Genomic DNA, 24,724 nt, shown 5'->3' with positions numbered 1-24,724 from the left:
AGAGACTCGGAACTTTTCCCAGTCTCTCTTTTGGGGCAATATCTCAGTTTGCATTGCTGTAAGGGTTGTGAAAGTCAATCCATATTTCCGGATCGACACAGGCATCATCAGCATTGGCGATTGCTCCAAAATGCAGATGCGGCCCATAGGCATCATCAATATAGGTTCGTTGGGCGCTATAACCAGAGCCCCCAACCGAACCAATTTTTTGCCCCTTACTTACCGGTTGTCCCACGCCCACGTTAATCTCCTGCAGGTGTCCATAAAAGAAGGACACACTTTCACCGTAGCGATCAGTGGTGCGGATTCTAACATAGCGACCATAGCCCAAAAAATAGCCGGCTCTTTCAACAATACCGTTTCCAACCGCATAGCAAGTTGTATAATAAGGCGCCGGGATATCAACGCCTTCATGGATATCGCCCCAGCGTGGTCCAAACCAATCGGTGGGATCGCTGGGATTTGGTTTGTAATCTTTCTCCAGTGGATAGTTATAAAAACCATATACCGTTGCCGTATTCTGTAAAATCGTTTTACTGGAATCTTTTACAAAAATCATTTTTCCATTTTTATCAACCAGGTAAGCGTGCGAAATAAATGAATCAACAATAATGTTATAATTTCGCAGATTAATGTTGGCCTCCCAGGTGTGATTGCCAATATAGGTTGCCGGTTCCCACCGCAGATCATCCTGCCCATTTGAGCCGCTCCAGGTTGGCATCAAGATTGCGGTCACACCGTTCTCACTTCCCACATTACTGATCCGTATTTTAAAGGTATTATTAAGCACTGCCTTGTCGTACTCGATAGTCGGATTAAGATTTGTCAATGTGAAGTTAACGCATGCAAACGAAATAGTCTCTCCGTTATTTCCCTTAATGTAAGCATGAATAGTAAATGGGCCAGTTTCAAATCCATGGTTTTCAATATCCACCGGGGAGCGGTATTCTCCATTTGCGCCAAGCACCCCTTGATACCATCTTATCTCATCCTGACCATTTCGATTTGACCATACCGCAAAATCGACCTGTTTGATCCCAGGCTTTTTGCTGCAGTTTTGAGTGCTAATGACAAACTTCGATCCATCATTTTCCTGCTGTTGTGCCGTAACTTCCAACGGATCTTTCGCAAATGGATTATCAATGATTTTCGTTGTCGCTCCCAGATATTTCTGTTGTCCATCTTTATCGGTAACGTAGACGTGGCTGATAAAGGTATCATAGCTTTGTTTATAATCAGCGATATTTATCACCGCTTCCCAGGTATCATTTCCTACATAGGTAGCTTTTTCCCAGCGCAGATCGTCATGACCGTTGATCTGAGTCCAGGTTGGTACAACAACATCGCTGACGCCATAGCGGTTGCTTAGCCCTGAAATACTTACCTTAAAACAGTTATTCAATACTTCTGTCATCGAAATAGCCGACTTAGATTCTTCAAGATTGTAACTACTTCCGACAACTTTTAGTATTTCACCCTGCTGTCCATAGATATAGGTATGGATCAAGTAAGATCCTGTCTCATATCCATGATCTTTAACATCGATGGTGATGCTGAACTCACCATTTTTATCCCGGGTTCCTTCATACCAGCGCAAATCATCCTGACCATTTCGTGCTGTCCAGGTTGGAAACAAAACCCTGCCAATCTCGGCTTTTCCGGCGCATCCAATGGTACTGACCGTAAACTGAGTCTTATTCTCTGCCGCTTGTGAAATGATTATTCCCAGCTCATCAGCCGCCGTCGTTGTTGTTTTTAATGTTTCACTCAATTCTTCATCCAGATTATGATCGCTCGTTGTTACCGCATCCGCTTCATCAATCTTTACATCCGCATTATCATTGCCTGCAATATTTTCAGTGGTTTCTGGTTGCAATGCCGGCGTTGTATCTGTTTGCACTTCCGTTTTTTCTGATAACGCATTTTCCTGACTAGCGAATTCCATTTCATCCTGCGCCAGGATTTGACCTGCTGAAATAAACATGATCAATGCCCAACAGATCACCAACGATTTTATCGAATTGCGCCTCTTTTTTTTCATTTCCCATCACCTCAATTTAATCCTGGACTTTTCACTACCCTATCATTGAACCATTGTCGGCGTCAATACTAAGATACAAAAAAACAGAGCTGAATTTCTTCAGCTCTGCATTTTTTTAACTAGAATTTTTTCATAATCGCCTTAACCTTACCTGCATAGGTTGTGTCCGCTGCCCAGGTTCCGGCCAGTTCTTCAACTGAAATGGCTTTTAACCGCAATGAATCATTCCAACGCGGATCAACCTTAGTTTGATTGAGCGCCGCACTGCTGGCATAACATTTCAGATGCTGTACATGTCCTCGAATTCCAGTCTGAAGTCCTGTACTGCTACTGCCGTATACTGCTGCGAAATCAAATCCAGGTACGCCGCCAGTGGCTCCCAGCCCTGCAAAATTGAATTGGGAAGCCTTGACATCTCCACCAAACTGAAGATTTCCAGTTTCCAGCATTGCCTGAGCAAAGGCAACCTCAGCCCGAACGCCTTCAGCGTTGCACTCCTGTACATAAAGCTCTGCAAATCGCTCCAGATTAACACCAAGGTCATTATAAAGTTGTGGATAGACACTTCCAGTTCCCTTATAATAGGCTACCAGTTGTGCCGCAGTCACTGTAGAAGTCCCCATGATCGGGGTTTCTACATAACGGACACTCACCGAAGTATTGCCCAGAAATACTGAACGCCCATCTGATTCGACTCCATAGGCATGGATTGAATAATTACCACTATTCCCATTGTGATTCTTGGCATCTATAATCGCCTGATAACTGCCATCGCTTTGTTTGGTGGCGGTGTACCATTTAATATCATCCTGACCATTTATATCACTCCAGGTTGGAATTAAAATGCTTTTTATTCCATTTGGCGCTGTGATACCACTCACTGTGGCTGTAATAATATTCTCGTTAACAACGGCTTTTACAGTTGAAGCCGTCATTGGTTTTGTCGCCGTAATATTTGCCGTAGTATTTCCCAGCAAGGTCATTCTTCCGCTAACTTCAGTTCCATAAGCATGAATACTGTAAGTACCACTCGCATACTTGTGATCTTTAATGTCAACTGTGACCACGTAGCTACCATCACTTTGTTTGTCTGCGTTATACCAAACCAGATCATCCTGACCATCAACATCACTCCAGATCGGTACTAAAATCTGCTTGATCCCGCCAGGGGCACTAATTCCTTTTATCGTTGCCGTAATCTTATTGCCGGAGACACTGGCCGTAACACTGGTTGCCGTCATCGGCTGAACCACAATGTTTGCTTTTGCAGCCCCAACATAGGTCATTTTTCCATTGCTATCTTTTCCATAGGCATGAAGAATATAGTCACCACTGTCGTAATTGTGATCTTTGATATCCAGCGTTAACTTGTAACTGCCATCACTTTGTTTCGTCGCTGTATACCATTTGATGTCATCCTGACCACCGATTTCGCTCCAGACCGGTATTAGCATTTCCGTAATCCCATAGGGAGCTGTAATGCCTTTTACCGTTGCTGTAATTTTTCCGTTGGTCGCCACAGCGGTAACGCTGCTCGCCGTCATGGTATCAACCTTAACCGTTGCTGTTGTATTGCCTAAAAATGTAATTACACCACTGGTGTCTTTTCCATAGGCATGAATATTGTAGGTACCACCGTCATACTTGTGATCTTTAATATCGATGGTGATCTTATAACTGCCATCAGTTTGTTTGGTTGCCGTGTACCATTTCAAATCATCTTGACCACCAGTCTCACTCCAAATCGGAACAAGCAAATCGGTGATTCCGCCTGGTGCCTTGATGCCACTTATGGTAACGGTGATGGTATTCCCCGTCACACTACTGGTGATACTGCTTGCACTCATTTTTTCCTGGACAGACGCATTGACATTTGCAGTACTTTGACCTAATAAGGTGTACTTCCCGTTCGAGTCTACACCATAACAATGCAATTGATAATTTCCACTGGTGTACCCATGGTCTTTTACATCAATCGTCACGCTATACGAGCCATCACTTTGTTTGCTTGCAGTGTACCACTTTAAGTCATCCTGACCACAATCATCACTCCAAGTTGGAATATAGATAACCTGTAATCCATTGGGGGCCGAAACACCCGTAACCGTCGCGGTAATTTTATCACCATTAACGGTGGTTGTAAATCCGGTGGCTGTCATCGGTAATGTTGCTGCTCCAAAAAGCTCACTGACACTGGCTAAAACCTGATCGGCCATTTTTTGCTGATTAGTTCCATCGGCTAATTTCTGGGATTCAGCATTGTTTGACACAAATCCGGCTTCAATCAGTACTGAAGGCATGCTTGTTTTTCTGGTATAAGCATCATCCCGTTCAACAATCTTATTCCGGCTGGGAACATAGGTTAAATTTTCACTGAAATTAGTATTCATCAAATTAGCCAATTCCTTGGACTTTAAGGCGATGGTTGGTGGTGTTGCATCCAAATCGGCCAGCGACCCATCACTCCATAACCCAGCTTTCTGATAAATACCATTGTTGTCAACCGATGGATGATAACTGCTCCAGTAAAATTCATAACCACTGGCTGTCGCTGCCCCGGAGTTATGATGAACACTGATGAACAAATCAGCTCCTAAACTGTTGGCAGCACTACATATCGCTGTTGAATTATTGGTTGTTGTTGCCAGTAAGGTTGGCAATCCGGGGTTTCCTGGAATCTGATGACTTAGCATCGCATTATAGCCATTATTTCGTAAGGTTGTAACGATTTTAATGGCTAACGCATTATTAAGGTCCACTTCCGTGATTCCGGTTGTTTTATTAACGGCTCCCGTATCGGTTCCTGACTGATGCCCCGGATTAACCACGATGGTCGTGCTTGCTGCCTCCACTGTCAAACTGAAATACGAAAAGAACGTGAACAGCACAAGGATCATAACCACTCCCAGCGTAACCTGCTTGCGGATGTTTTTTATCTGCGTCATTATTATTATTTTCCTCCTTTCTTTAAAATTTTCCTGTTGTCATTATATTGATAGTTGTAACGATAATATCACAATTACTTTACATCGTCAATTTTTTCGTTACATCCTTTGCGTACTTAAGTTAAATCTCATTCTCTTCATCTTCGCTTGTTTTTCCCTTTACATAACCGACAATATCCACACAAATGGCGTAATTTCCGTCAACTCGGGTTAAATTCCGATTATAGTAAGGATCGTTCTTGATGTATTTCAGCCAATGATCTTTCATGTATTTGATTTCGCTGTTGAAGCGCTTGTATTTAGAATAGGTATCCTCAGCACCCCGGGATTTTGATTCGTAATGATAGAGTTCCACATCATGCAGCCAGACATTGAATTTTCCCGCTTCATAAAGTTTGAGACAGAAATCCACGTCATTAAACGCTACCGTCAACTTTTCTTCAAAACCATTAACCCGATCAAAATCTTCCCGTTTCACCATCATACAGGCGGCCGTCACCGAAGTATAGTTATTGGTAGTGACCAGTTTACCAAAATAGCCATAATCGCCACGCGGAAATCCCACATGGCCATGACCGGCAACACCACCCATTCCCAATAAGACGCCAGCGTGCTGGATGGTGTTATCGGGATAATAAAGTTTTGCCCCAACTGCACCAACGTGTTCCTGTTGTGCATAACTGACCATCCGTTTCATCCAGCCTTTGGTAATTACCGTGATGTCATTATTTAAAAACAATAGATACTCACCGTTTGATTCTTTGACCGCCAGATTATTTATTTTTGAAAAGTTGAACGGGATATCAATCCGCACCACTTTAAACTGCTGCGGGTATTTCTTTGTATAGTATTCAAACAATCTGAAGGTCTCTTCTTTTTCGCTGCCATTATCAGCGACGATAATTTCAAAATTCTCATAGATCGTTTTTTCATAAATCGAATCAATACAAGCTTTTAAATCGGCAGCATTGTCCCGGGTAGGAATAATCACCGATACCAAGCCCGCATTGACAATTTCATAGTCAATGTTATAAACGCCCGGAAAAGCCCCATGACTGACCGTCCCTTTAATTTTCCGTCTTTCCAGAGCATCTTCAAGAGACTTTAGGCCTGCTTCGAAGGCATAACCTTTTGAGTCCGGATTGACGGCGGTGGAATTACTGATCATCCGCCAATGATACAAAATCTTTTGAATATGGAAGATCTTGTCGGTTTTTTCAGTAAAGCGCAACACCAGATCATAATCCTGAGCCCCTTCATAGCCTTTTCGGAACCCGCCGATTTCATCGATGATGGTTTTGCGGTAAACCCCAAAATGACAAATGTAATTGGTCGCCAACAGAATATCAGGCGCCCAGTCCGTTTTAAAAAACGGCTGACTCCGTTTATTGTCCTCACTTAGCTTATCTTCATCGCTATAAATAAGATCTGCTTGCGGGTGTTCATTTAATAATTTAACCACTTCGTAGAGAGCAAATTCAGCCAGAGTATCGTCATTATCCAATAGACCCACAAACTCGCCGGTGGCGATCGCCAGAGCGGAGTTGGAAGCCTCTGAAATATGACCGTTTTCTTCCCGGTAAACCACCTTGATGCGGGAATCGAGTCTTTTGAATTCTTCCAGTAAGGGTTTAATGTGCAAATCCGTCGAATTGTCATCGGCGATGCATAACTCCCAGTTGGTGTAGTATTGATTTAAAACCGAATCGACACAGGCTCGCAGCCATTGTTCCTCTACATTATACACTGGCATCACGATGGAAACCTTAGGATTATATGAAAAACCGCTGATTTCTGCCATAACTTTTTTCTTGTCATAATCTTCATGGACATCAATCCAGAAATCATAGTTTTCCTGATTTTTATACTTCAGTTCAAACTTGATTTTCCGGATCGTATTTTTTAAGCCGTTGCGACTGAGATATCCGACCGTTCGGGTTGTCACACCAGCCAATCGTTTGGCATTAAACAGATTCGGCTTTTTCAAATAGTCATAGTTTTTCTTTAAATTAATTGGCACAATGCGAATATTATTGTCATCTTTTAGTTTAAGTTTGAGTTTTTCACCATAAGTGTTTTTATCAAATTCGATAATAAAACCAACTTTGGCATCATCCGGCAAGGCATACTTGTTATTAACGTCGATTCGAAAATCCCGTTTGAATTGAACCCCAACGGCTTCTCTTCCCAATAAAAATAATTCGACCGGCTCTTTCGTCTTGGTATTAAAGGCCCAGCCCTGAACCGTGGCACATTGACTCGCTTCATCCTTAACAATCTTGTCGATAAAATATTTAATTTCTTCCTGTTCGGTAACTGTCTTATTTCTCATTCCCATAGCCTTTCTTTTAAACTAAATGATTTCCCATTGATGTTCCATATGAACCAGACCCTCGGTAAAATAATCGGCTACTACCGCAATTACAAAGGCCGCTGTTTCATAGTCCAGATTGACAATGCTCTTGTTGGCAAAAAGTCCGATATCAACCTCGTATTTTCCACCCAGCAGTGGTAGCTTGGGCACGACATAACGGACATGATGGATTCCTTTTGTTTTTGGTATATTTACCCCATCCAAATGGGTGTTAGGACCAAAAATATATTGCCGGTCGATGGTGTAAAAGGCCACCCCTACCAATGGTTCACTGGAAAGATCATCATATAGCTCATATTCAATGTCCACTATAAAATCTTCAAAGGTATTTATGGTTTCTTTATTACAGTGCATGGCCGTGATTTTTCCCAGATGCGCTTCAATTTCATAGTTATCCAGTAGCTGTTTGCCTTCTTCAAGAGCCTTCTGTTCCATCGATTCTCTGAGCATTTCACTTTCATACATATCAATGACATGGGTGACCTCGTCAAACATCCGCATTTCGCCCTGATCAATCCATACCGCTTTGGTACAGAAACGTTTGATCTGTTCCAGGGTGTGGGAAACAAAAAGTACTGTTTTTCCCGAGGCCTTGAATTCTTCCATTTTGTTGATACACTTGATCTGGAATTTTGCATCACCAACCGCCAATACCTCATCGACAATCAATATTTCCGGATCCACATTGATAGCGGTGGCAAAGGCCAACCGGGCAAACATGCCACTGGAATAGGTTTTAACCGGCTGATAAATGTACTCGCCAATCTGGGCAAAATTGACGATATCATCCAACTTCTCGTCCATTTCTTCTTTACTATAGCCCATGATCAGACCATTGGAATATATGTTTTCGATTCCGGTATATTCGGGATTAAAACCAGTTCCCAATTCCAGTAGGGCAGATACCTTGCCGTCCACACACACAGTACCCTTGCTCTGGGTCAAAACGCCAGAAATAATCTTCAGTAAGGTTGATTTTCCTGATCCATTCTTACCCACAATCCCAATCGATTCACCCTTTTTTATTTCCAGATTGATATTATTCAGGGCATAAAATTTATGATGATACTCCTTTTTCTTAAACAGACTCATGGATTCTTTCAAGCGATCCATCGGTCGTTGATAGAGCTGATATATTTTTGTAACGTCGGCTATTTTTATTGCCACATCTGACATAATTTCCTCCATTGATCCGTGATCAATATTTTCTATAAGACATCAGCAAAATGCGGTCTTAATTTTCGATACACTGCGATTCCGATTAGCAGCAATACAAAGCTAAAACCCCAGAAGTACGCTGTCATCACGGGGTGTTCCCAAAACCAGCCGGTTCCGAAAAAGCTTTCTCTATATCCTTGGACAATATAATATAAAGGATTTAGTTTCATGATCCATAATAGATTTTCAGGATATGTTTCAACAGGCACTACAATTGGCGTTCCCCAGAACAACACCTGCATCCCGACATTAATAAACTGCAAAATGTCTGTAAAAAATGGCTGCATCGAAGCAGTTATCCAAGTTAGACCCGTTAACAGAACCATTAGGCAAAGTAGATAATACAAAATCTGAATAAAGTGCAGTGACAATGAATGATTATAGACGAGTAACATCACTATTGCAAAGCCAATAAAGAAAATGTGGGTATATAGTGATGAAATTATTTTTACTGTCGGTAGGATCTTAATATTAAAGGTCACCTTTTTAACCAGATAACTGTATTCCCGGAAACAATTGGTTCCATTGACAAATGATTCAGAAAAGAAAAACCAGACAATGATCCCAGTGATGAGATATAAAATAAATGGTACACCATTAGTTGGTGGTGATTTTAATCCCACACCAAAAACAAACCAGTACACGGCAATGTTAACAGTCGGCTGAATAAACGCCCACATTATCCCCAAAAACGAACCGGCGTATCGGGACTTAAAATCATTGATGGAAAATTTCTGGATCAATTTCCGGTTCGCATACAAATCTTTGAGATAATCCATTAAATCTTTAAACAAGTACAAACTGACACCTCATTCTTATTTTAAATGAAAAAGCACAAAAACTGTGCTTTTTCTTTTATAGCTATTCTACTTTTTCGAGTACATATTTTCGTAATACTGTTGATAGTCACCCGACTTAACCTGTTCCAGCCATGCCTGATTGTTTAGATACCATTCAATGGTCTCAACAATTCCCTGTTCGAAGGTGTAGGATGGTTCCCAGCCCAGTTCGGTGGTGATTTTGGTGTTATCAATGGCGTAACGACGGTCATGTCCCAGGCGATCCTCAACATAGGTAATCAGTTCTTTGCTGATTTTTGACCCATCATTATCAATTGGATATTTCCCGGAGCGGAGCATTTCCCCAACATTTTCAATAATTAAATTGACAATCTCCAGATTGGCTTTTTCATTATTTCCACCAATATTATAAACTTCACCGGCCACCCCTTTTTGAAGAATGGTGTCAATGCCACTGCAATGATCTTTAACGTGGAGCCAGTCTCGAATCTGCATGCCATCGCCATAAACCGGCAGGCTTTTTAACGCCACTACATTAGAAATCATCAGTGGAATCAGTTTTTCCGGAAAATGGTAAGGACCGTAGTTATTGGAACAGCGACTGATGGTAATTGGCAATTTAAAGGTCTGTCCATAGGATCGAACCACCAGATCGGCGCTGGCCTTCGATGCCGAATAAGGACTGTTGGGCGCAATCGGGGTAGTTTCTGTAAACATCCCCGTTTTTCCCAGGGCTCCATAAACCTCATCGGTGGAAACCTGATGATAGCGAACCCCAGCCCGATAGGTCGGGTAACCGCAGTCATCTTTCCCGGTTTGCCAGTGATTTTTGGCTTCATCCAAAAGTACCAAGGTACCCATCACATTGGTTTTAATGAAGATCTCCGGATCTTCAATGCTGCGGTCAACATGGGATTCGGCGGCAAAGTTCACGACCATATCAAAATTGTAGGTGTCAAAAAGATTCTGAATAAACGACCGGTCGACAATATCCCCACGTTCAAAAACATAATTGAGACTGTTTTCAATATCCGTCAAGTTTTCCAGATTTCCGGCATAGGTTAACGCATCGACATTAACGATTTTATAATCCGGGTGCTGATTGAGCATGTATTTTACAAAGTTTGAGCCAATAAATCCGGCACCACCGGTGACTAATACTGTTTTCATGATTACTCCATTTCTATCTCTATCGAATTCAATCTATTCAAATCTTAAGGTGTCTCGGATCTCACTTAAGAAGGGCAGCTGTCCGTCTTTTTCTGAAAGCAGCACCGCATCGATTGTATCCAGCGGCCACTCGATCCCTACTTCCGGATCATTCCAGCGGATTCCGCCATCGTATTCCGGGGCATATAGATTGGTACATTTATAGTTAAACACGGCTTCTTCAGAAACCACTAAAAACCCATGGGCAAAGCCTTCCGGGATATAAAACATGGTCTTATTGGCCTCGGTCAGCAACACCCCAGCCCATTGTCCATAGGTGGGTGAGCCATTTCGCAGATCCACGGCGACATCATAAACCTCACCCCGGGTCACCCGTACCAGTTTTCCCTGGGAGAATTTGGTCTGAAAATGTAGCCCCCGTAAGACGCCTTTACCGGATTTGGATTCATTATCCTGAACAAAGCGCATCGTTAAACCGGCTTTGTGAAATTCTTCCTCATTATAGGTTTCCATAAAATAACCACGATGGTCGCCAAAAACCGATGGTTCAATGATCACCAGTCCGTCAATTTTTGTCTTAATTACATTAATCTTTGCCATCCGTCTACCTACTTGCCTTTCGCACGCTGAATCAGATACTGTCCGTAAGCTGTTTTCTTCAGCGGTTCTGCTAGTTTTAACAACTGTTCTTTATCAATGAAATTTCGTAAGTAGGCAATTTCTTCGACACAGCATACATAAAGCCCCTGTCTTTTCTGGATCGTTTCAACAAAATTAGAGGCTTCGATTAAACTGTCGTGGGTACCGGTATCGAGCCAGGCCATGCCACGACCAAACAGTTCCACCTTTAAATTCCCCTGTTTTAAATAGGTTTCATTAACTGTGGTAATTTCCAGTTCCCCTCGTTCCGAGGGTTTAATGTTTTTGGCAATTTCGACTACTTTATTATCATAAAAATAAAGCCCTGGCACCGCAAAATTGGATTTTGGATTTGCCGGTTTTTCTTCGATAGAGAGGACGGTTCCGTCTTTAGCGAATTCAACCACCCCATAACGTTCCGGATCGGTTACCGGGTATCCGAAAATGACCGCCCCGCTTTGCAGTTGGGCTGCTTTTCGGATGGTATCCGTAAAGCCATGACCATAGAAAATGTTATCCCCTAAGACCAGCGCAACACTATCATCCCCAATAAATTTTTCGCCGATAATGAAAGCCTCGGCCAAACCATTAGGCGCTTCCTGGACTTCATAAGCAAAATTCAACCCCAATTCCTCCCCGGAACCAAAAAGTCGTTCAAACATCGGGAGATCGTGGGGTGTGGAAATAATTAAAATATCTTTAATCCCCGCCAACATCAAGGTTGCCAGCGGGTAGTAAATCATGGGTTTATCATAAATGGGCAATAATTGTTTGGACACTGCCCGGGTGATGGGATATAGTCGAGTGCCGGATCCTCCGGCTAATATAATACCTTTCATAATGACCTCTTCTCTTGTAAATTGTTTTATGATTCCTGATGTACCGTAAGTTCTGAGGCCAGGCTACCGCAAAACCATGACGGGTACGCTTTTTTTACTTAGTTAAATTATCCAGATATTCGACCAGAGAAACCTGCCAGGGTCTGAAATGATTCATCTTAAGATCGTTTAGGGCTTTGTTTTCCAGAACCGAATACTTCGGTCGCGGTGCCGGTCTGACAAACTGCTCAGAGGTTACTGGCTCCACCGGAATGTCAATGCCAGATAATCGGAAGATCTCGGTGGCAAAGTCGTACCAGCTACATTGCCCTTCACAGGTGCCGTGGTAATATCCATAATGATCGGTATGGATCAAATCGATAATCGCTGCCGCCAAATCAACAGTGCTGGTCGGCGAACCAATCTGATCATTGACAACCGTCAATTTGGGGTGTTTTGATGCCAGCTCCAACATCGTTTTGACAAAGTTATTGCCATCTCCATACAGCCAGGCTGTCCGGACAATAAAATATTTGGGTGCTGTTTCAGAAACGGCTTTTTCTCCAGCCGCTTTGCTTTCGCCATAAACCGTCTTAGGATCAATGGGATCGGTTTCCCGATAAGGTCGCACTGCACCGGCTTCAATAATCCCATTTCCATCAAAAACATAATCCGTCGAAACCTGAACGAGCACAATGTCCTGATCACGGGCGATTTCAGCTAACTGTTTGGGACCAGACGCATTAATGGCCATGGCCAGTTCTTTTTGGGTCTCACAGCCGTCCACATTGGTCAGAGCCCCACAATTGATGATTACGGTTGGTTGCTCTTTGGTAATGATGGCCGTCATTTTTTCTTTATCAGTAATGTCAAACTCGGGAACATCATAGCCAACAAAATCAATCTTTTTTTTCGTGAGCTGACGGGTTAATTCCCGCCCCAACTGTCCATTGGATCCGGTTAATAAAATTTTCATATTTCACCTTATTTCATCATTCTTTTTAATGTAACTATTTTCTGATTTTCGCTGTTTTTATGCAGTTAAGCCATAAAAATTCATTGTCATTATACTTGATATCCCCATAAAAGTCTATTTTTTTCTAGATTCTTTCAGGTTTTTAAGATTATCACGTTACCCACTTAAGCCAGTTTTACCCAAGATTTATTATTTCCTTAATAATATTCAATGTTTTTTTAAGCAAATTTATGGTATTATTGGTTGATATGATTTTAGTTCGCTAGTTGAAAGGAACCTTCATGAAAAAGAAAGTAATTTTAGTCATCCTGTTTTTGATTGTCTCATTAATAGGTACTGGACTAGTATATGGCTTTAATACCATCAGCCAAATAAATGAAATGGTCGCCGAACCCAAGATGGATGAAACCGAATTGGCTGTCAATAATGATCTCGATATTGATACCGTCAATATTGCTGTTTTTGGCGTTGATGGACGCAGCGACGTTGATGGCGATCGTACCGATACCATTATGATCGTCTCCATGGATTTCCGAAACGGTAACATCAAAGTCACCTCTATAATGCGTGACTTATTGGTTCAGATTCCGGAAACCAAAGATACCTATGAAAGTCTTGATAAAATCAATGCTGCTTACGCTTACGGCGGCCCCGAATTGGCGATTAAAACGATAAACGAGAATTTTGATTTAAACATCAAAGACTATGTTATCGTAAATTTCGATGCCATGGTCGATACGGTTGATGCATTGGGCGGTGTTGAAGTTAATGTCCAAAACGAAGACGTCCTGGAGTGGACCAACAAATATATCGATGATGTCAATGACAAGGTTGGCAAAGCTGACCCTTATCTGGAAACAACCGGCGTTCAAACGATCACGGGGGTTCAGGCCCTGGCCTACGCCAGAAACCGTTATAGTGACGATGATTTCCACCGAACCGAACGGCAGCGGGAAGTTGTGAAACAAATTGCCTCTAAAGCCTTCAATATCGATATGACGACTGGACTCAGTCTGTTAAGCAAAGTCTATCCTTATATTAAAACCACCCTTTCAATTAGCGAAATTACAACCTATGCCAAGGCCTTTTTAGATTCTCCAGACAAACAGTTTCTGGAATTCCGGCTGCCCACCGATGCCTATGCAACTACCGCAATGATCAATAGTGTTTCTTATGTGGTGCCGGTCAGTCTGGTGGACAATGTCGTCGCGCTTCATGCCTTTATTTATGGACCAGTTCAATCAACCACGACCACCAACACCGTGGCTACCAGCGGCAGTTCTTCCACCACAACAGAAAACACCTCAACAGAAAGCAACACTGCCAGCACCGGTAACCGCACCAATGTCACCCCCCCTACCACCAGTTCCAATACCAGCGTCTCATCGGGAACCAGCTCCGGTTCAAGCAGCTATACTGCCTATGTACCATCAGCCCGGGTCAAGGAAATCAGTGATGCCATTGCCTACTTCGCTGGTACCGGCTCATCCTCATCCTACACTGACTCCAGTTCCAGTGATAGCAGTAGTGACTATTCCAACTCCAGCAGTTCGAGTTCTTCCTACTCCAACACTGAATCATCCGGATCATCCGAAAGTTCGGGCGGATCGAGCTCTTCCAGCTCCGGTGGTAGTTCTTCAGGATCTGATTCCAGTTCAGGTGCCACTGACTCTGGTACTGGTACTGATTCTGGATCGGACTCCAATTCGGACAGTGGTTCTGGCTCAACGGATTCAGGCACCACCGACAATAGCAGCAGCGGCGACGATACGTCTTCAGAGAGCAGTAATTAAGGCCGGTTACATTATTTACTCCGATTAAAACAAAATTTATCAAACCAAAAAGCATAAAGGCGTTATCCTGAGCATCGGGATAACGCCTTTAATTTATTCGTTTCATTCTTCTAACGCCTGCGGTTGCAAAGCTCAGATTAAATCCGTTACCTGCTGTTTTAGCAAATCCTTCTTTGCCTCAGCTTCTTTTGCAGTCTTCCCGGTTACCGAAAAGTAAATCTTTAGTTTTGGCTCAGTTCCTGATGGACGCAGAGCAAACCAGGAATGGTCATCAAAAACAAATTTCAAAACATTTGAGCGGGGCAGATCAATTGTTGATTTTGCTCCGGAAACAACCTCATTACTGATGCCTGCTTCATAATCATTAAAACAACTCAGTTTGGCATCAGCAAAACCAGGGAAGCTGACTTTCCTGAACTTTTCCATAATTTGATTAATCTTAGTTTTTCCTTCGATGCCCTCAAGGGTCAAGGCCACGACATCTTCGATAAAATAACCATGTTGCTGATATAGATCAATCAGGGCTTCATAAAGGGTCTTTCCCTGTTTCTTATAATAATCGGTCATTTCACAAACCAGAGCTGAAGCAACCACAGCATCCTTATCCCGGGCATAATTGCCCGCCAGATAACCATAACTTTCTTCATAACCAAAGGCAAAGGTATAATCGCCGGTTTGTTCAAAATCAGTCATGCATTCACCGATATATTTAAAGCCCGTCAGAACATCTAAAACGTTGGCACCATATGATTTGGCTACAACCCCACCCAGTTCGCTGGTGACAATCGTCTTAATTACCACCTTGTTATCCGGCAGATCGGTGCGGGTTTTTAGGTAATAATCAACCAAAAGAGCCCCGGTTTGGTTGCCGGTAAAGACTTCAAACTCTCCTTTTTGATTCCGGCCTACCACGCCAACCCGATCACAGTCGGGATCGGTGCCAATAATAATGTCGGCGCCACATTTATCAGCCCGGGCCATGGCCAGGGTAAAGACTGACCGGTCTTCCGGATTGGGATAGGGTGCAGTCGTAAAATCGCCATCCGGCAACTCCTGTTCCGGAACCACTGTCACATGTTGATAACCGAGTTCTGCCAACACTCGACGCACCGGTTGATTACCGGATCCATGCAGTGGTGTGTAAACGACTTTCAATTCACTGTTGGGATTGGGGTTACAAATGGCGGTAACCGCTTCCGTGAAAGCATTATCCATATTTTCACCAACCATTTTGATGATCTTTTGATTGCGGCCTTCTGCTACTGTTATCATCGGAATCCCAAAAACATCCGGTATCTTGGCGATTTCGGCAATCAGGGCATCCGCCGAAGCGGTCACCATCTGGCCGCCATCGGGCCCATAGACCTTATACCCGTTATATTCCTTGGGATTATGGGATGCTGTAATCACAATTCCGCCTGCGGCGCCCAGCTTACGAACAGCAAAAGACAGTTCCGGAGTGGGTCGCAGCTCTTCAAAAAGGTAGGCGGTAACGCCCATTTTACCCAGCACCCCAGCGGCCGTTTCAGCAAATTTTTGAGAGTTGTGACGGGAATCATAGGCAATGACGACCCCTTTTTCCCAGTTTTGAATATCTTGCCGCAACAGGTATTTTCCTAAGCCATATGTTACCTTAGCGACAGTGTAAATATTCATACGGTTCGTGCCAGCTCCCATTTTCCCCCGCATGCCGCCGGTGCCAAATTCCAGATCGGTATAGAAGCGATCTTCAATTTCTTTTTCATCGGTGATGGCTTCCAGTTCCTGCCGGAGTTCTGCATTAAGTTCCGACTGACCTAACCAGTTTTGATACGCTTTTTTATAGTCCATTGTGTTCCTTTCTCCTCTCCATTATGGATGCCTGTATCTGAGTCGGGCTTCGGCCCTTTTACGTTCCAATCGGAATTGGCTGTTTATTTTTCGCTTAACAGGGTTTCTAGATACTTTTTAAAATCTTTACCCAGTTTTGCGTCTCTCAAACCATATTCCACCGTGGCCTGGAGAAACCCCAACTTGTCTCCCACATCGTAGCGTTTACCAACAAAATCATAGGCAAACATTTTTTCCATGGTTGCCAGGGTTTTTAGCCCATCGGTGAGTTGAATTTCACCGCCAGCACCCTTCCCAGTGTGCTCCAGCACCTCAAAGATCCCCGGGGTGATAATATACCGTCCCAGTATTGCCATGGTTGACGGCGCAGTACCAATGGCCGGTTTCTCAATCAGATCCTTGACCTGAAAGACCCGTTTGGCAACAGCGTCACCAGAAACAATGCCATATTTATCAACCTGTTCGGGAGCAACCTGCTGAACACCAATAACCGAGGCGCCATATGTGTTGTAAACATCAATCATTTGTTTCAGGGCCGGGCACTCTTCATGATAAACAATATCATCTCCCAACACCACGGCAAAGGGTTCATCACCAACAAATTCTTTGGCACACAGCACTGCATGCCCCAGGCCTTTTGCTTCTTTCTGTCGTACCGAAAAGATTTTTGCCATGTTGGTAATGGCTTCCACTTGTTCTAAAGCCGCTGTTTTTCCACCGGCTTTTAACAGTGCTTCCAGTTCCGGCACCTTATCGAAGTGGTTGATGATGCTGTCTTTATTGCGGCCATTGATTATGAGTATCTCCTCGATTCCCGAAGCCACTATCTCTTCTATGATATACTGAATCGTTGGTTTATCCACAATTGGCAGCATTTCTTTTGGCACTGACTTGGTAATTGGTAAAAACCGGGTACCCAATCCTGCTGCCGGAATCACCGCTTTGCGTACTTTTTTCATGCTAATTTATCTCCTTTTCTGGAATGCCCAAGCCTGAATATATAAACCCCTTGGGCGGTTCCTCACCAAACAGATTTCTAAAGTCAAAGAAAAAACGATCTCTCATCACAGAGCGAACCCGCTCCTGATCCATCCCTTTAAACTCCCGCCAACTGGTAATCAACACCAGGGCATCGGCATCCTGAGCCGCTTCATAAACATTGTGACAATAGCTAATCTCATCTTTTTCGTTATGTAATCGCCATTTGGCTTCCTGATTTCCTTCCGGACAATAAATCTGGATCTTGGCCCCACCGGCAACCAGCCCCTTGATGATATTCACCGACGGGGCTTCCCGCATGTCGGTGGTTTCCGGCTTGTAGGAGAGTCCTAACACACCAATGGTTTTTCCAGCCAGATTACCCATCGTCCGCTTAATTTTTTCCACCATCTTATTTTTCTGTTTTTCGTTGGCTTCAATGGCACCTTTAAGCACCATGAAATCCTCACCATACGCTTTTGCGATTTCCACCAGCGCTTTTGAATCCTTGGGCAGGTCACTGCCACCATACCCTGGCCCGGCTTCCAGAAAGCCCTTTCCAATTCGCTCATCCCGACCCATGCCATTGGATACATCGAGAATATTGGCATTAGCGTTTTCACACAACAGTGCCATCTCATTAATAAACGAGAGCTTTGTAGCCAGAAAGGCGTTAACCCCATATTTTATCATTTCGGCACTCTGGGGATCCGTAATCACATAGTTTTCTTCCCGGACGTGAAGGCTATCGTAAACACTTTTTAACCGCTCCACCGCTGCTTTTGAATCTGACCCGATGACCACCATATCCGGCACCAGACAGTCTTTAATCATTGAGCCTTTCCGGGCAAAGTCGGGATTGCTGACCACATCAAAGGCAATATCTGCTTCCCGTTCGTCCAGCGTATTTTGAATGGTCTGCTTTATGATCTGACAGGTTCCCGGGGGAACGGTGGATTTAATCACCACGGTTATCGGGGTTTCCATATGGTTACCAATGCTCTGGGCAATCGGCTTCATAAAGCGCAGATCAGGAAAATCCTGATCATTGGTTGGTACTTCACAGGTAATAAAAATGATCTCGCTTTTTTTGATGGCACTTTGAATATTCGAACTGAAATACAAGCGTCCAGTTGATACTGAGGTTGACACCAATGCTTTTAATCCTGGCTCATAAATTGGCAATTCGCCCTCGGATAACATATCAATTGTTTCCTCATCGGTATCAACACAGATGACATTGACATCCGAATCGGACAGAATCGAACCGTAGGTTATTCCTAAAATCCCCAAACCAATAATACAAATATTCATTCTTTATCCTCCGTTTACAATGGCCGCTTTAAATTTTTCTCCATTGCATCGTTGTTCATTCCTCGATCGAAACTCAATGGCCTCAACTTTCAACTTGAATTATAGCACAAAAAAAAGCCCATTAAAATACTTGCCCCAATAAAAAAAGACCGCCGCGATTCGTGGTCGAATCCCAACGGTCTTTTGTATTGTAAATCGTTTAATTATAAACCTTCTTTTGAATTGATACGCGCAATTGCTCTTTCCAAAGCTGCCTGAGCCCGAGCTGCATCAAACTTGTCGTCCTTGAGACGTTGTAGTGCCCGCTCTTTTGCTTCCTGAGCCCGTTTAAGATCAATTTCTTCCGGCCATTCAGCTGCATCGGTTAAAATAATGGTTTCTCTGGGATTAATGGTAGCAACGCCCCCTAAAAGGGTGCCGCTTTTACTTTTTTTATCGCCAAAAATAATATTAAAGGTACCAATGGCTACTGAGGTTGTCAGCGGTGTATGCTCTGCAAGCACGGCAAACTCCCCTTCTGTTCCCCGGATGACAATACGCTCGATATCATCGTCAAAAAAGATACCGGTTGGAGCAATGATTTTTAATCTGAACGTTTCAGCCATTAAAACTCACCTCAACTAACCTTTGATTTTTTTTGCTTTTGCAACTGCGTCTTCGATCGTCCCAACCATCAGGAAGGCACTTTCTGGTAAATCATCATGTTTTCCTTCAAGGATTTCTTTGAAGCCCTTGATGGTTTCGCCAATGGTTACATAAACCCCTGGAGTACCGGTAAACTGTTCGGCAACGTTAAACGGTTGAGAAAGGAAACGCTCAATTTTTCGCGCTCGGGATACGGTGATTTTATCAGCGTCCGATAATTCATCCATCCCCAGGATTGCGATAATATCCTGCAATTCTTTATAACGTTGTAAGATTTCCTGTACTTCACGGGCTGTCTCATAGTGATCTTGTCCAACAATTTTGGGATCAAGAATACGCGAAGTGGAATCCAGTGGATCAACCGCTGGATAAATCCCTTTTTCGGTGATGGCCCGGTTAAGTACCGTGGTGGCATCCAGATGGGCAAAGGTAGTCGCTGGTGCGGGGTCAGTTAAGTCATCGGCAGGTACATAGACAGCCTGAACCGATGTAATCGAACCCTTGCTGGTGGATGTAATACGTTCCTGAAGTGCACCCATTTCAGTTGCCAGGGTTGGCTGGTAACCAACGGCACTTGGCATACGACCTAAAAGCGCTGAAACTTCTGAACCCGCTTGGGTAAATCGGAAAATATTATCAATAAACAACAGTACGTCCTGACCTTCCTGATCACGGAAATATTCTGCCATTGTCAGACCAGTTAAGGCGATACGCATTCTGGCTCCTGGTGGTTCATTCATCTGACCAAAGCAGAGGGATGTTTTATCAATAACCCCAGATTCCATCATTTCGTAGTAAAGGTCATTTCCTTCACGGGTACGTTCTCCAACACCGGCAAAAACGGATAAACCACCATGCTGGGTTGCAATATTGTTGATCAATTCCTGGATCAGTACGGTTTTACCAACGCCGGCACCACCAAACAGACCAATTTTACCACCTCGAACGTAAGGACAGATCAGGTCAACGACCTTGATGCCGGTTTCAAACATTTCTGGTTGGGTTTGTTGCTCTTCAAAGCTGGGTGGGTGACGATGAATTGGGTGCATCGTAACGCCAGTGGTATCAAAGGGTTTTCCATCGATTGGTTCACCCAAAACGTTAAACATTCTGCCAAGGGTTGCTTTCCCTACTGGCACGGCAATTGATGCTCCAGTATCTACAGCTTCCTGATTTCTGACCAGACCATCTGTAGAGTCCATTGCAATACATCTGACAATGTCATCTCCAAGTTGTTGAGCTACCTCAACAACCAGGGTGTGTCCATTGAGTTCAATATTTACTGCGTTGTTCAATTTTGGCAGTTGATCTTTTTGAAACTTGATATCGACAACTGGTCCAATAACCTGAACAACCTTCCCTATATTTTGGGCCATTCCCTATAACCTCCTTGTGCAAATTAATTTGCACTCATAATTTTCTGTCTGGCAGGAATTGTGATCCTGCCCTATGCAAATTGTTATTATTTAAGTGCTTCCGCCCCACCAACAATTTCAGAAATTTCCTGAGTAATTGCTGCCTGACGGACACGGTTGTATTTCAGTGTCAAACCATCGATCATCTCATTGGCGTTAGTTGTTGCCGATTCCATGGCGGTTCGACGAGCGCCTTGTTCACTGGCAGCACTTTCGATCATTGCGCCATAGACGGTGCTGCTGACAAAGTTTGGAATCAGCTGATTTAAGAGCTCTTCCGGATCAGGCTCATAGAGCATAACGGTCAGATCTTTGCTTTTTCCTTCATTTTCCACCGCTTCCACTTTTTTAGCCGGTTTGAGATCTTCCACGCTAAGAGGAAGCAATTTCATAAGGCTGGCATGTTGTGAGATGGTAGAGATAAATTTGGTATAGACAACATAAACTTCGTCATATTCGCCTTTTTTAAATCCTTCCATCACTACTGCCGCCACTTCGCGGGCATTAAAAAAGTTTGGTCGTTCGGAAATTCCGAGATATTCGCCCTGAATCGTGTAGTCGCGGTTTCTGAAATGATCCCGACCACGAGATCCAACGGCATAAATATAAGCATCTTCTTTGTTCGTAATGTGATCCTCAACCAGTTTGCAAACATTGGCATTGTAGCCACCAGCCAGACCCTTATCACCCGTCAGGACAATATAGGCAACTTTTTTAACTTCACGCTGGTTCATGAAAACATTTCGGGTGCTTCCACTTTTTTCAACAATGCGTCCCATACTTTCAATCATGGCCTCAAAATAAGGGCGACGACCTTCGGCCAGTTCACGGCTTTTTCGCAGTTTAGCCGAAGCCACCAGTTCCATGGCATGGGTGATTTGTTTTGTACTGTTTACACTTTTTATCCGACGTTTAATATCTTGTACATTTTCTGCCACTCAGAATCACCTCCGCTGACAATCTATACAGATTTACTGAAAACTTTTTTATAAGCCTCAATACATTCAGCAAAACCTGCAACAACCTCGTCTGAAAGGCCATCCTTACCTTTGGCTTTAGCCATGATTTCAGCATAATTCTTCTGGGCATATGCAATCAGGCCTTTTTCAAATTCACGGATATTTTTAACTTCAATGTCTAATAGGAAACCATTGGTTGCCGCATAGAGAATCAGAACCTGATCTTCAACATTCATTGGATCGTATTGATCCTGTTTCAGGATTTCCACGATTCGTTCCCCTTTTGCCAGCTGAGCCTTGGTTGCTTCATCCAGATCTGATCCAAACTGGGCAAATGATGCCAACTCACGATATTGAGCGTACTCAATTCGCAGTGGTCCGGCAACCTTTTTCATGGATTTAATCTGAGCAGAGCCCCCAACTCGGGATACCGAGATCCCCGGGTTAACAGCTGGACGAATACCGGAACGGAAAAGTTCAGCTTCCAGGAAGATCTGACCATCTGTAATCGAAATTACATTGGTTGGGATATACGCCGAAACATCACCCGCCTGGGTTTCAATAATTGGCAGAGCGGTGATCGATCCACCAGCTTTAAGCTTGGCAGCCCGTTCCAACAGTCGTGAATGGAGGTAGAAAACATCCCCTGGATAGGCTTCACGTCCTGGTGGACGACGGAGAATCAGGGACATGGCTCGATACGCTACCGCATGTTTTGATAAATCATCATAAATAATCAAAACATCTTTTTGCTCTTCGTTCATGAAATATTCAGCCATGGTAACCCCGGCATAGGGTGCCAGGTATTGCAGTGGTGCCAATTGTGACGCACTGGCTGAAACAACGATGGTATAATCCATGGCATTATTTTCTTCCAATTGTCCCACGATTTGGGCAACGGTTGATTCTTTCTGGCCGATGGCAACATAGATACAGATAACATCTTCACCTTTTTGGTTGATGATGGTATCAATCGCCAGAGCTGTTTTACCCGTTTGTCTGTCACCGATGATTAACTCACGTTGACCACGGCCAATTGGAATCATCGAGTCAATCGCTTTATAACCGGTTTGAATCGGCTGATTAACGGATTCACGTTCGATAACCCCAGGTGCTTTTACCTCAACGGGACGATGATGATCCGTGGCAATCGGGCCTTTCCCATCAATTGGGAAACCGAGTGCATTAACGACACGGCCAATCATGGCGTCACCAACGGGTACTTCAACGATACGACCGGTACAACGAACAATATCACCTTCAACGATGTTATCATCATAACCTAAAAGAACACAACCAACGTTATCTTCTTCAAGATTGAGTACCATCCCGTAAACCTCGTTCGGGAAAGCTAAAAGCTCACCTGCCATAGCATTTTCAAGACCATGAACACGGGCAACCCCGTCTCCAACTTGAATGACCGTACCGACATCGACGACTTCAAGCTTATCTTGATAACGCTCTATTTCATTTTTAATAATTTGACTTATTTCCTCTGGTCGGAGATTCAACTTTACTCACCTCTTTTTAATGTAGTCTTAGACTGTTCATTTGTGTTTTCATTTGACTTAACTGATTTTTGATGCTCCCATCAATTACCTGATCCCCAACATAAACCACCGCACCACCAAGAATTGAATCATCGATGACATTTTCAAGAATCACCTTTTTATCAAAACGTTTGGCCAGGTTCGCTTCCAAAGCGACCCGCAGGGCTTCGTCCAGGGGCACCACGGTTAGAACCCGGGCTTCCACTGTGTTTTTATAGGGTAACACCAACTGTTTGAATGTATCGTGGATTTCTAACAGAAATTCAAAACGATTTTTATCCAAAAGAATGTTTAAAAAATTTCTCAAGTACTGATTATATGAGTCTCCAAAAACCCGGCCAAGAACACCTTTCTTTTCAGAAGTATTCATTGAAGGGGTTAACATCAGATTCATTAATCCGGCTTCAGACTTGAAAAGATCAATGACCGAAGAAAACTCATCATACATTCCATCAACAATGTTTTTATCGACGGCAGTGTCGAATAAGGCCTGGGCATATCTTTTCGCTACTAAACTCATTTAGCTTCCCCTACCTTATCGATAAAGTCAAGAATCATCTTTTCATGCTGTTTCTGATCCATGGATTTGTGGATAATTTTTTCAGCTGCAAAGAGTGACAGATCCACGATGTTTGATTTAACCTCATTCATCGCTTTACGTTTTTCAACTTCAATTTCAGCCATGGCTTTTTCCATGATCAGTTTTGCATCAGCATGAGCTTTTTCGATAATATCGTGTTTTTGAGCCTGTGCTTCCACATTTGCATCACGAATAATTTCACGTTCTTTGGAACGGATATCCGCCAATAATGTTTCGTATTCCTGTTTTAATTTCGCTGCTGCGGCATTCTTTTCGGTAGCACCGACGATTTCAGCCGAAACATCCTCTTGTCTTTTTGCAATAATATCTTTAACTTTTTCGTAAAAGAATTTTTTTAATAGCAAAAAGAAAATGATAAAGTTAACGATCGTTGCCAGCAAGAGTTTTAAGTCAATTCCAACTAAGCCTGCGTATTCAACCATAATGTTATAGCCCCCTTTCTAATTCATAAGCATTAACGTATTTCATTACAGAATCACCTATTAACCAAGAAAAGGATTGGCAAAAAGTAAAATCAGTGCAACAATCAAACCGTAGATACCAGTGGTTTCAGCAACCGCTGCACCTAAAAGCATGGTTCTAACGATGTCACTTTGTGCTTCCGGCTGACGACCAACCGCTTCAGCACCTTTACCAGCGGCAAAACCCTGACCAATAC

Annotated in this window: 20 protein-coding genes; 1 reads left to right on the top strand and 19 read right to left on the bottom strand. The window is 43.3% G+C overall.

What is annotated here, in order from left to right; genetic code table 11:
- Positions 1-43 precede the first annotated feature (43 nt).
- The 9 genes from Q7P33_RS16390 to rfbD all read right to left on the bottom strand — a co-directional run bounded on the left by Q7P33_RS16390 (position 44) and on the right by rfbD (position 12,981).
- A complete protein-coding gene (locus tag Q7P33_RS16390) occupies positions 44-2,041 on the bottom strand; it encodes a GBS Bsp-like repeat-containing protein (RefSeq protein ID WP_303871817.1) in 1,998 nt (665 codons plus the stop codon).
- Between the two features lie 119 nt (positions 2,042-2,160).
- On the bottom strand, positions 2,161-4,986 hold the full coding sequence (locus Q7P33_RS16385) for a GBS Bsp-like repeat-containing protein (protein WP_303871816.1): 2,826 nt from the start codon (positions 4,984-4,986) through the stop codon (positions 2,161-2,163).
- Between the two features lie 121 nt (positions 4,987-5,107).
- Positions 5,108-7,318 (bottom strand): glycosyltransferase family 2 protein, encoded by a 2,211-nt coding sequence (locus Q7P33_RS16380; protein ID WP_303871815.1) that lies wholly within the window; start codon positions 7,316-7,318, stop codon positions 5,108-5,110.
- A 21-nt stretch (positions 7,319-7,339) separates the two neighbouring features.
- Complete coding sequence (locus Q7P33_RS16375; protein ID WP_303871814.1) at positions 7,340-8,536, bottom strand: ABC transporter ATP-binding protein; 1,197 nt, start codon at positions 8,534-8,536, stop codon at positions 7,340-7,342.
- A 32-nt stretch (positions 8,537-8,568) separates the two neighbouring features.
- Positions 8,569-9,378: an ABC transporter permease gene (locus Q7P33_RS16370; protein ID WP_303871813.1), complete on the bottom strand. Its 810-nt coding sequence runs from the start codon at positions 9,376-9,378 to the stop codon at positions 8,569-8,571.
- Between the two features lie 66 nt (positions 9,379-9,444).
- Positions 9,445-10,548, bottom strand: a complete 1,104-nt coding sequence (gene rfbB, locus Q7P33_RS16365) for a dTDP-glucose 4,6-dehydratase (RefSeq protein WP_303871812.1) — start codon at positions 10,546-10,548, stop codon at positions 9,445-9,447.
- Positions 10,549-10,581: 33 nt separating this feature from the next.
- On the bottom strand, positions 10,582-11,148 hold the full coding sequence (rfbC, locus tag Q7P33_RS16360) for a dTDP-4-dehydrorhamnose 3,5-epimerase (protein ID WP_303871811.1): 567 nt from the start codon (positions 11,146-11,148) through the stop codon (positions 10,582-10,584).
- Between the two features lie 8 nt (positions 11,149-11,156).
- On the bottom strand, positions 11,157-12,026 hold the full coding sequence (gene rfbA / locus Q7P33_RS16355; RefSeq protein WP_303871810.1) for a glucose-1-phosphate thymidylyltransferase RfbA: 870 nt from the start codon (positions 12,024-12,026) through the stop codon (positions 11,157-11,159).
- A 94-nt stretch (positions 12,027-12,120) separates the two neighbouring features.
- A complete protein-coding gene (gene rfbD / locus Q7P33_RS16350; protein WP_303871809.1) occupies positions 12,121-12,981 on the bottom strand; it encodes a dTDP-4-dehydrorhamnose reductase in 861 nt (286 codons plus the stop codon).
- Positions 12,982-13,262: 281 nt separating this feature from the next.
- Between rfbD and Q7P33_RS16345 the strand changes: the two genes are divergently transcribed.
- Positions 13,263-14,774 carry an LCP family protein gene (locus Q7P33_RS16345; protein WP_303871808.1) on the top strand — a complete coding sequence of 504 codons (1,512 nt, stop codon included), beginning with the start codon at positions 13,263-13,265 and terminating at the stop codon, positions 14,772-14,774.
- Positions 14,775-14,906: 132 nt separating this feature from the next.
- Here Q7P33_RS16345 and Q7P33_RS16340 read toward each other — a convergent pair whose 3' ends face one another.
- The 10 genes from Q7P33_RS16340 to atpE all read right to left on the bottom strand — a co-directional run.
- Positions 14,907-16,604: a phospho-sugar mutase gene (locus Q7P33_RS16340; RefSeq protein ID WP_303871807.1), complete on the bottom strand. Its 1,698-nt coding sequence runs from the start codon at positions 16,602-16,604 to the stop codon at positions 14,907-14,909.
- 83 nt (positions 16,605-16,687) lie between these two features.
- The gene (gene galU, locus Q7P33_RS16335) at positions 16,688-17,563 is read right to left on the bottom strand and encodes a UTP--glucose-1-phosphate uridylyltransferase GalU (RefSeq protein WP_303871806.1); all 876 of its coding nucleotides are present in this window, start codon (positions 17,561-17,563) and stop codon (positions 16,688-16,690) included.
- Position 17,564: 1 nt separating this feature from the next.
- The gene (locus Q7P33_RS16330) at positions 17,565-18,896 is read right to left on the bottom strand and encodes a UDP-glucose/GDP-mannose dehydrogenase family protein (RefSeq protein WP_303871805.1); all 1,332 of its coding nucleotides are present in this window, start codon (positions 18,894-18,896) and stop codon (positions 17,565-17,567) included.
- Between the two features lie 203 nt (positions 18,897-19,099).
- The gene (gene atpC / locus Q7P33_RS16325) at positions 19,100-19,501 is read right to left on the bottom strand and encodes an ATP synthase F1 subunit epsilon (RefSeq protein WP_303871804.1); all 402 of its coding nucleotides are present in this window, start codon (positions 19,499-19,501) and stop codon (positions 19,100-19,102) included.
- 15 nt (positions 19,502-19,516) lie between these two features.
- Entirely contained in the window at positions 19,517-20,917 is a 1,401-nt protein-coding gene (atpD, locus tag Q7P33_RS16320; protein WP_303871803.1) for a F0F1 ATP synthase subunit beta, read from the bottom strand.
- A gap of 86 nt (positions 20,918-21,003) precedes the next feature.
- Positions 21,004-21,894, bottom strand: coding sequence for an ATP synthase F1 subunit gamma (gene atpG / locus Q7P33_RS16315; protein WP_263992896.1), 891 nt, complete (start codon positions 21,892-21,894; stop codon positions 21,004-21,006).
- 23 nt (positions 21,895-21,917) lie between these two features.
- A complete protein-coding gene (atpA, locus tag Q7P33_RS16310) occupies positions 21,918-23,426 on the bottom strand; it encodes a F0F1 ATP synthase subunit alpha (protein WP_303871802.1) in 1,509 nt (502 codons plus the stop codon).
- Positions 23,427-23,442: 16 nt separating this feature from the next.
- Positions 23,443-23,985, bottom strand: coding sequence for a F0F1 ATP synthase subunit delta (locus Q7P33_RS16305; protein ID WP_070371627.1), 543 nt, complete (start codon positions 23,983-23,985; stop codon positions 23,443-23,445).
- Positions 23,982-24,488 carry a F0F1 ATP synthase subunit B gene (gene atpF / locus Q7P33_RS16300; RefSeq protein WP_303871801.1) on the bottom strand — a complete coding sequence of 169 codons (507 nt, stop codon included), beginning with the start codon at positions 24,486-24,488 and terminating at the stop codon, positions 23,982-23,984. Before atpF ends, Q7P33_RS16305 begins: the two co-directional genes overlap by 4 nt.
- 60 nt (positions 24,489-24,548) lie before the next feature.
- Positions 24,549-24,724: ATP synthase F0 subunit C (atpE, locus tag Q7P33_RS16295; protein ID WP_303871835.1), on the bottom strand; the 176-nt coding region annotated here is incomplete at its 5' end.

The organism is Acetobacterium wieringae, from assembly GCF_026646375.1.
GTDB classification, from domain to species: Bacteria; Bacillota; Clostridia; order Eubacteriales; family Eubacteriaceae; genus Acetobacterium; species Acetobacterium wieringae_A.
The sequence above is the reverse complement of the archived record's forward strand: the minus strand, read 5'-3'. Positions and strand labels throughout refer to the sequence as shown.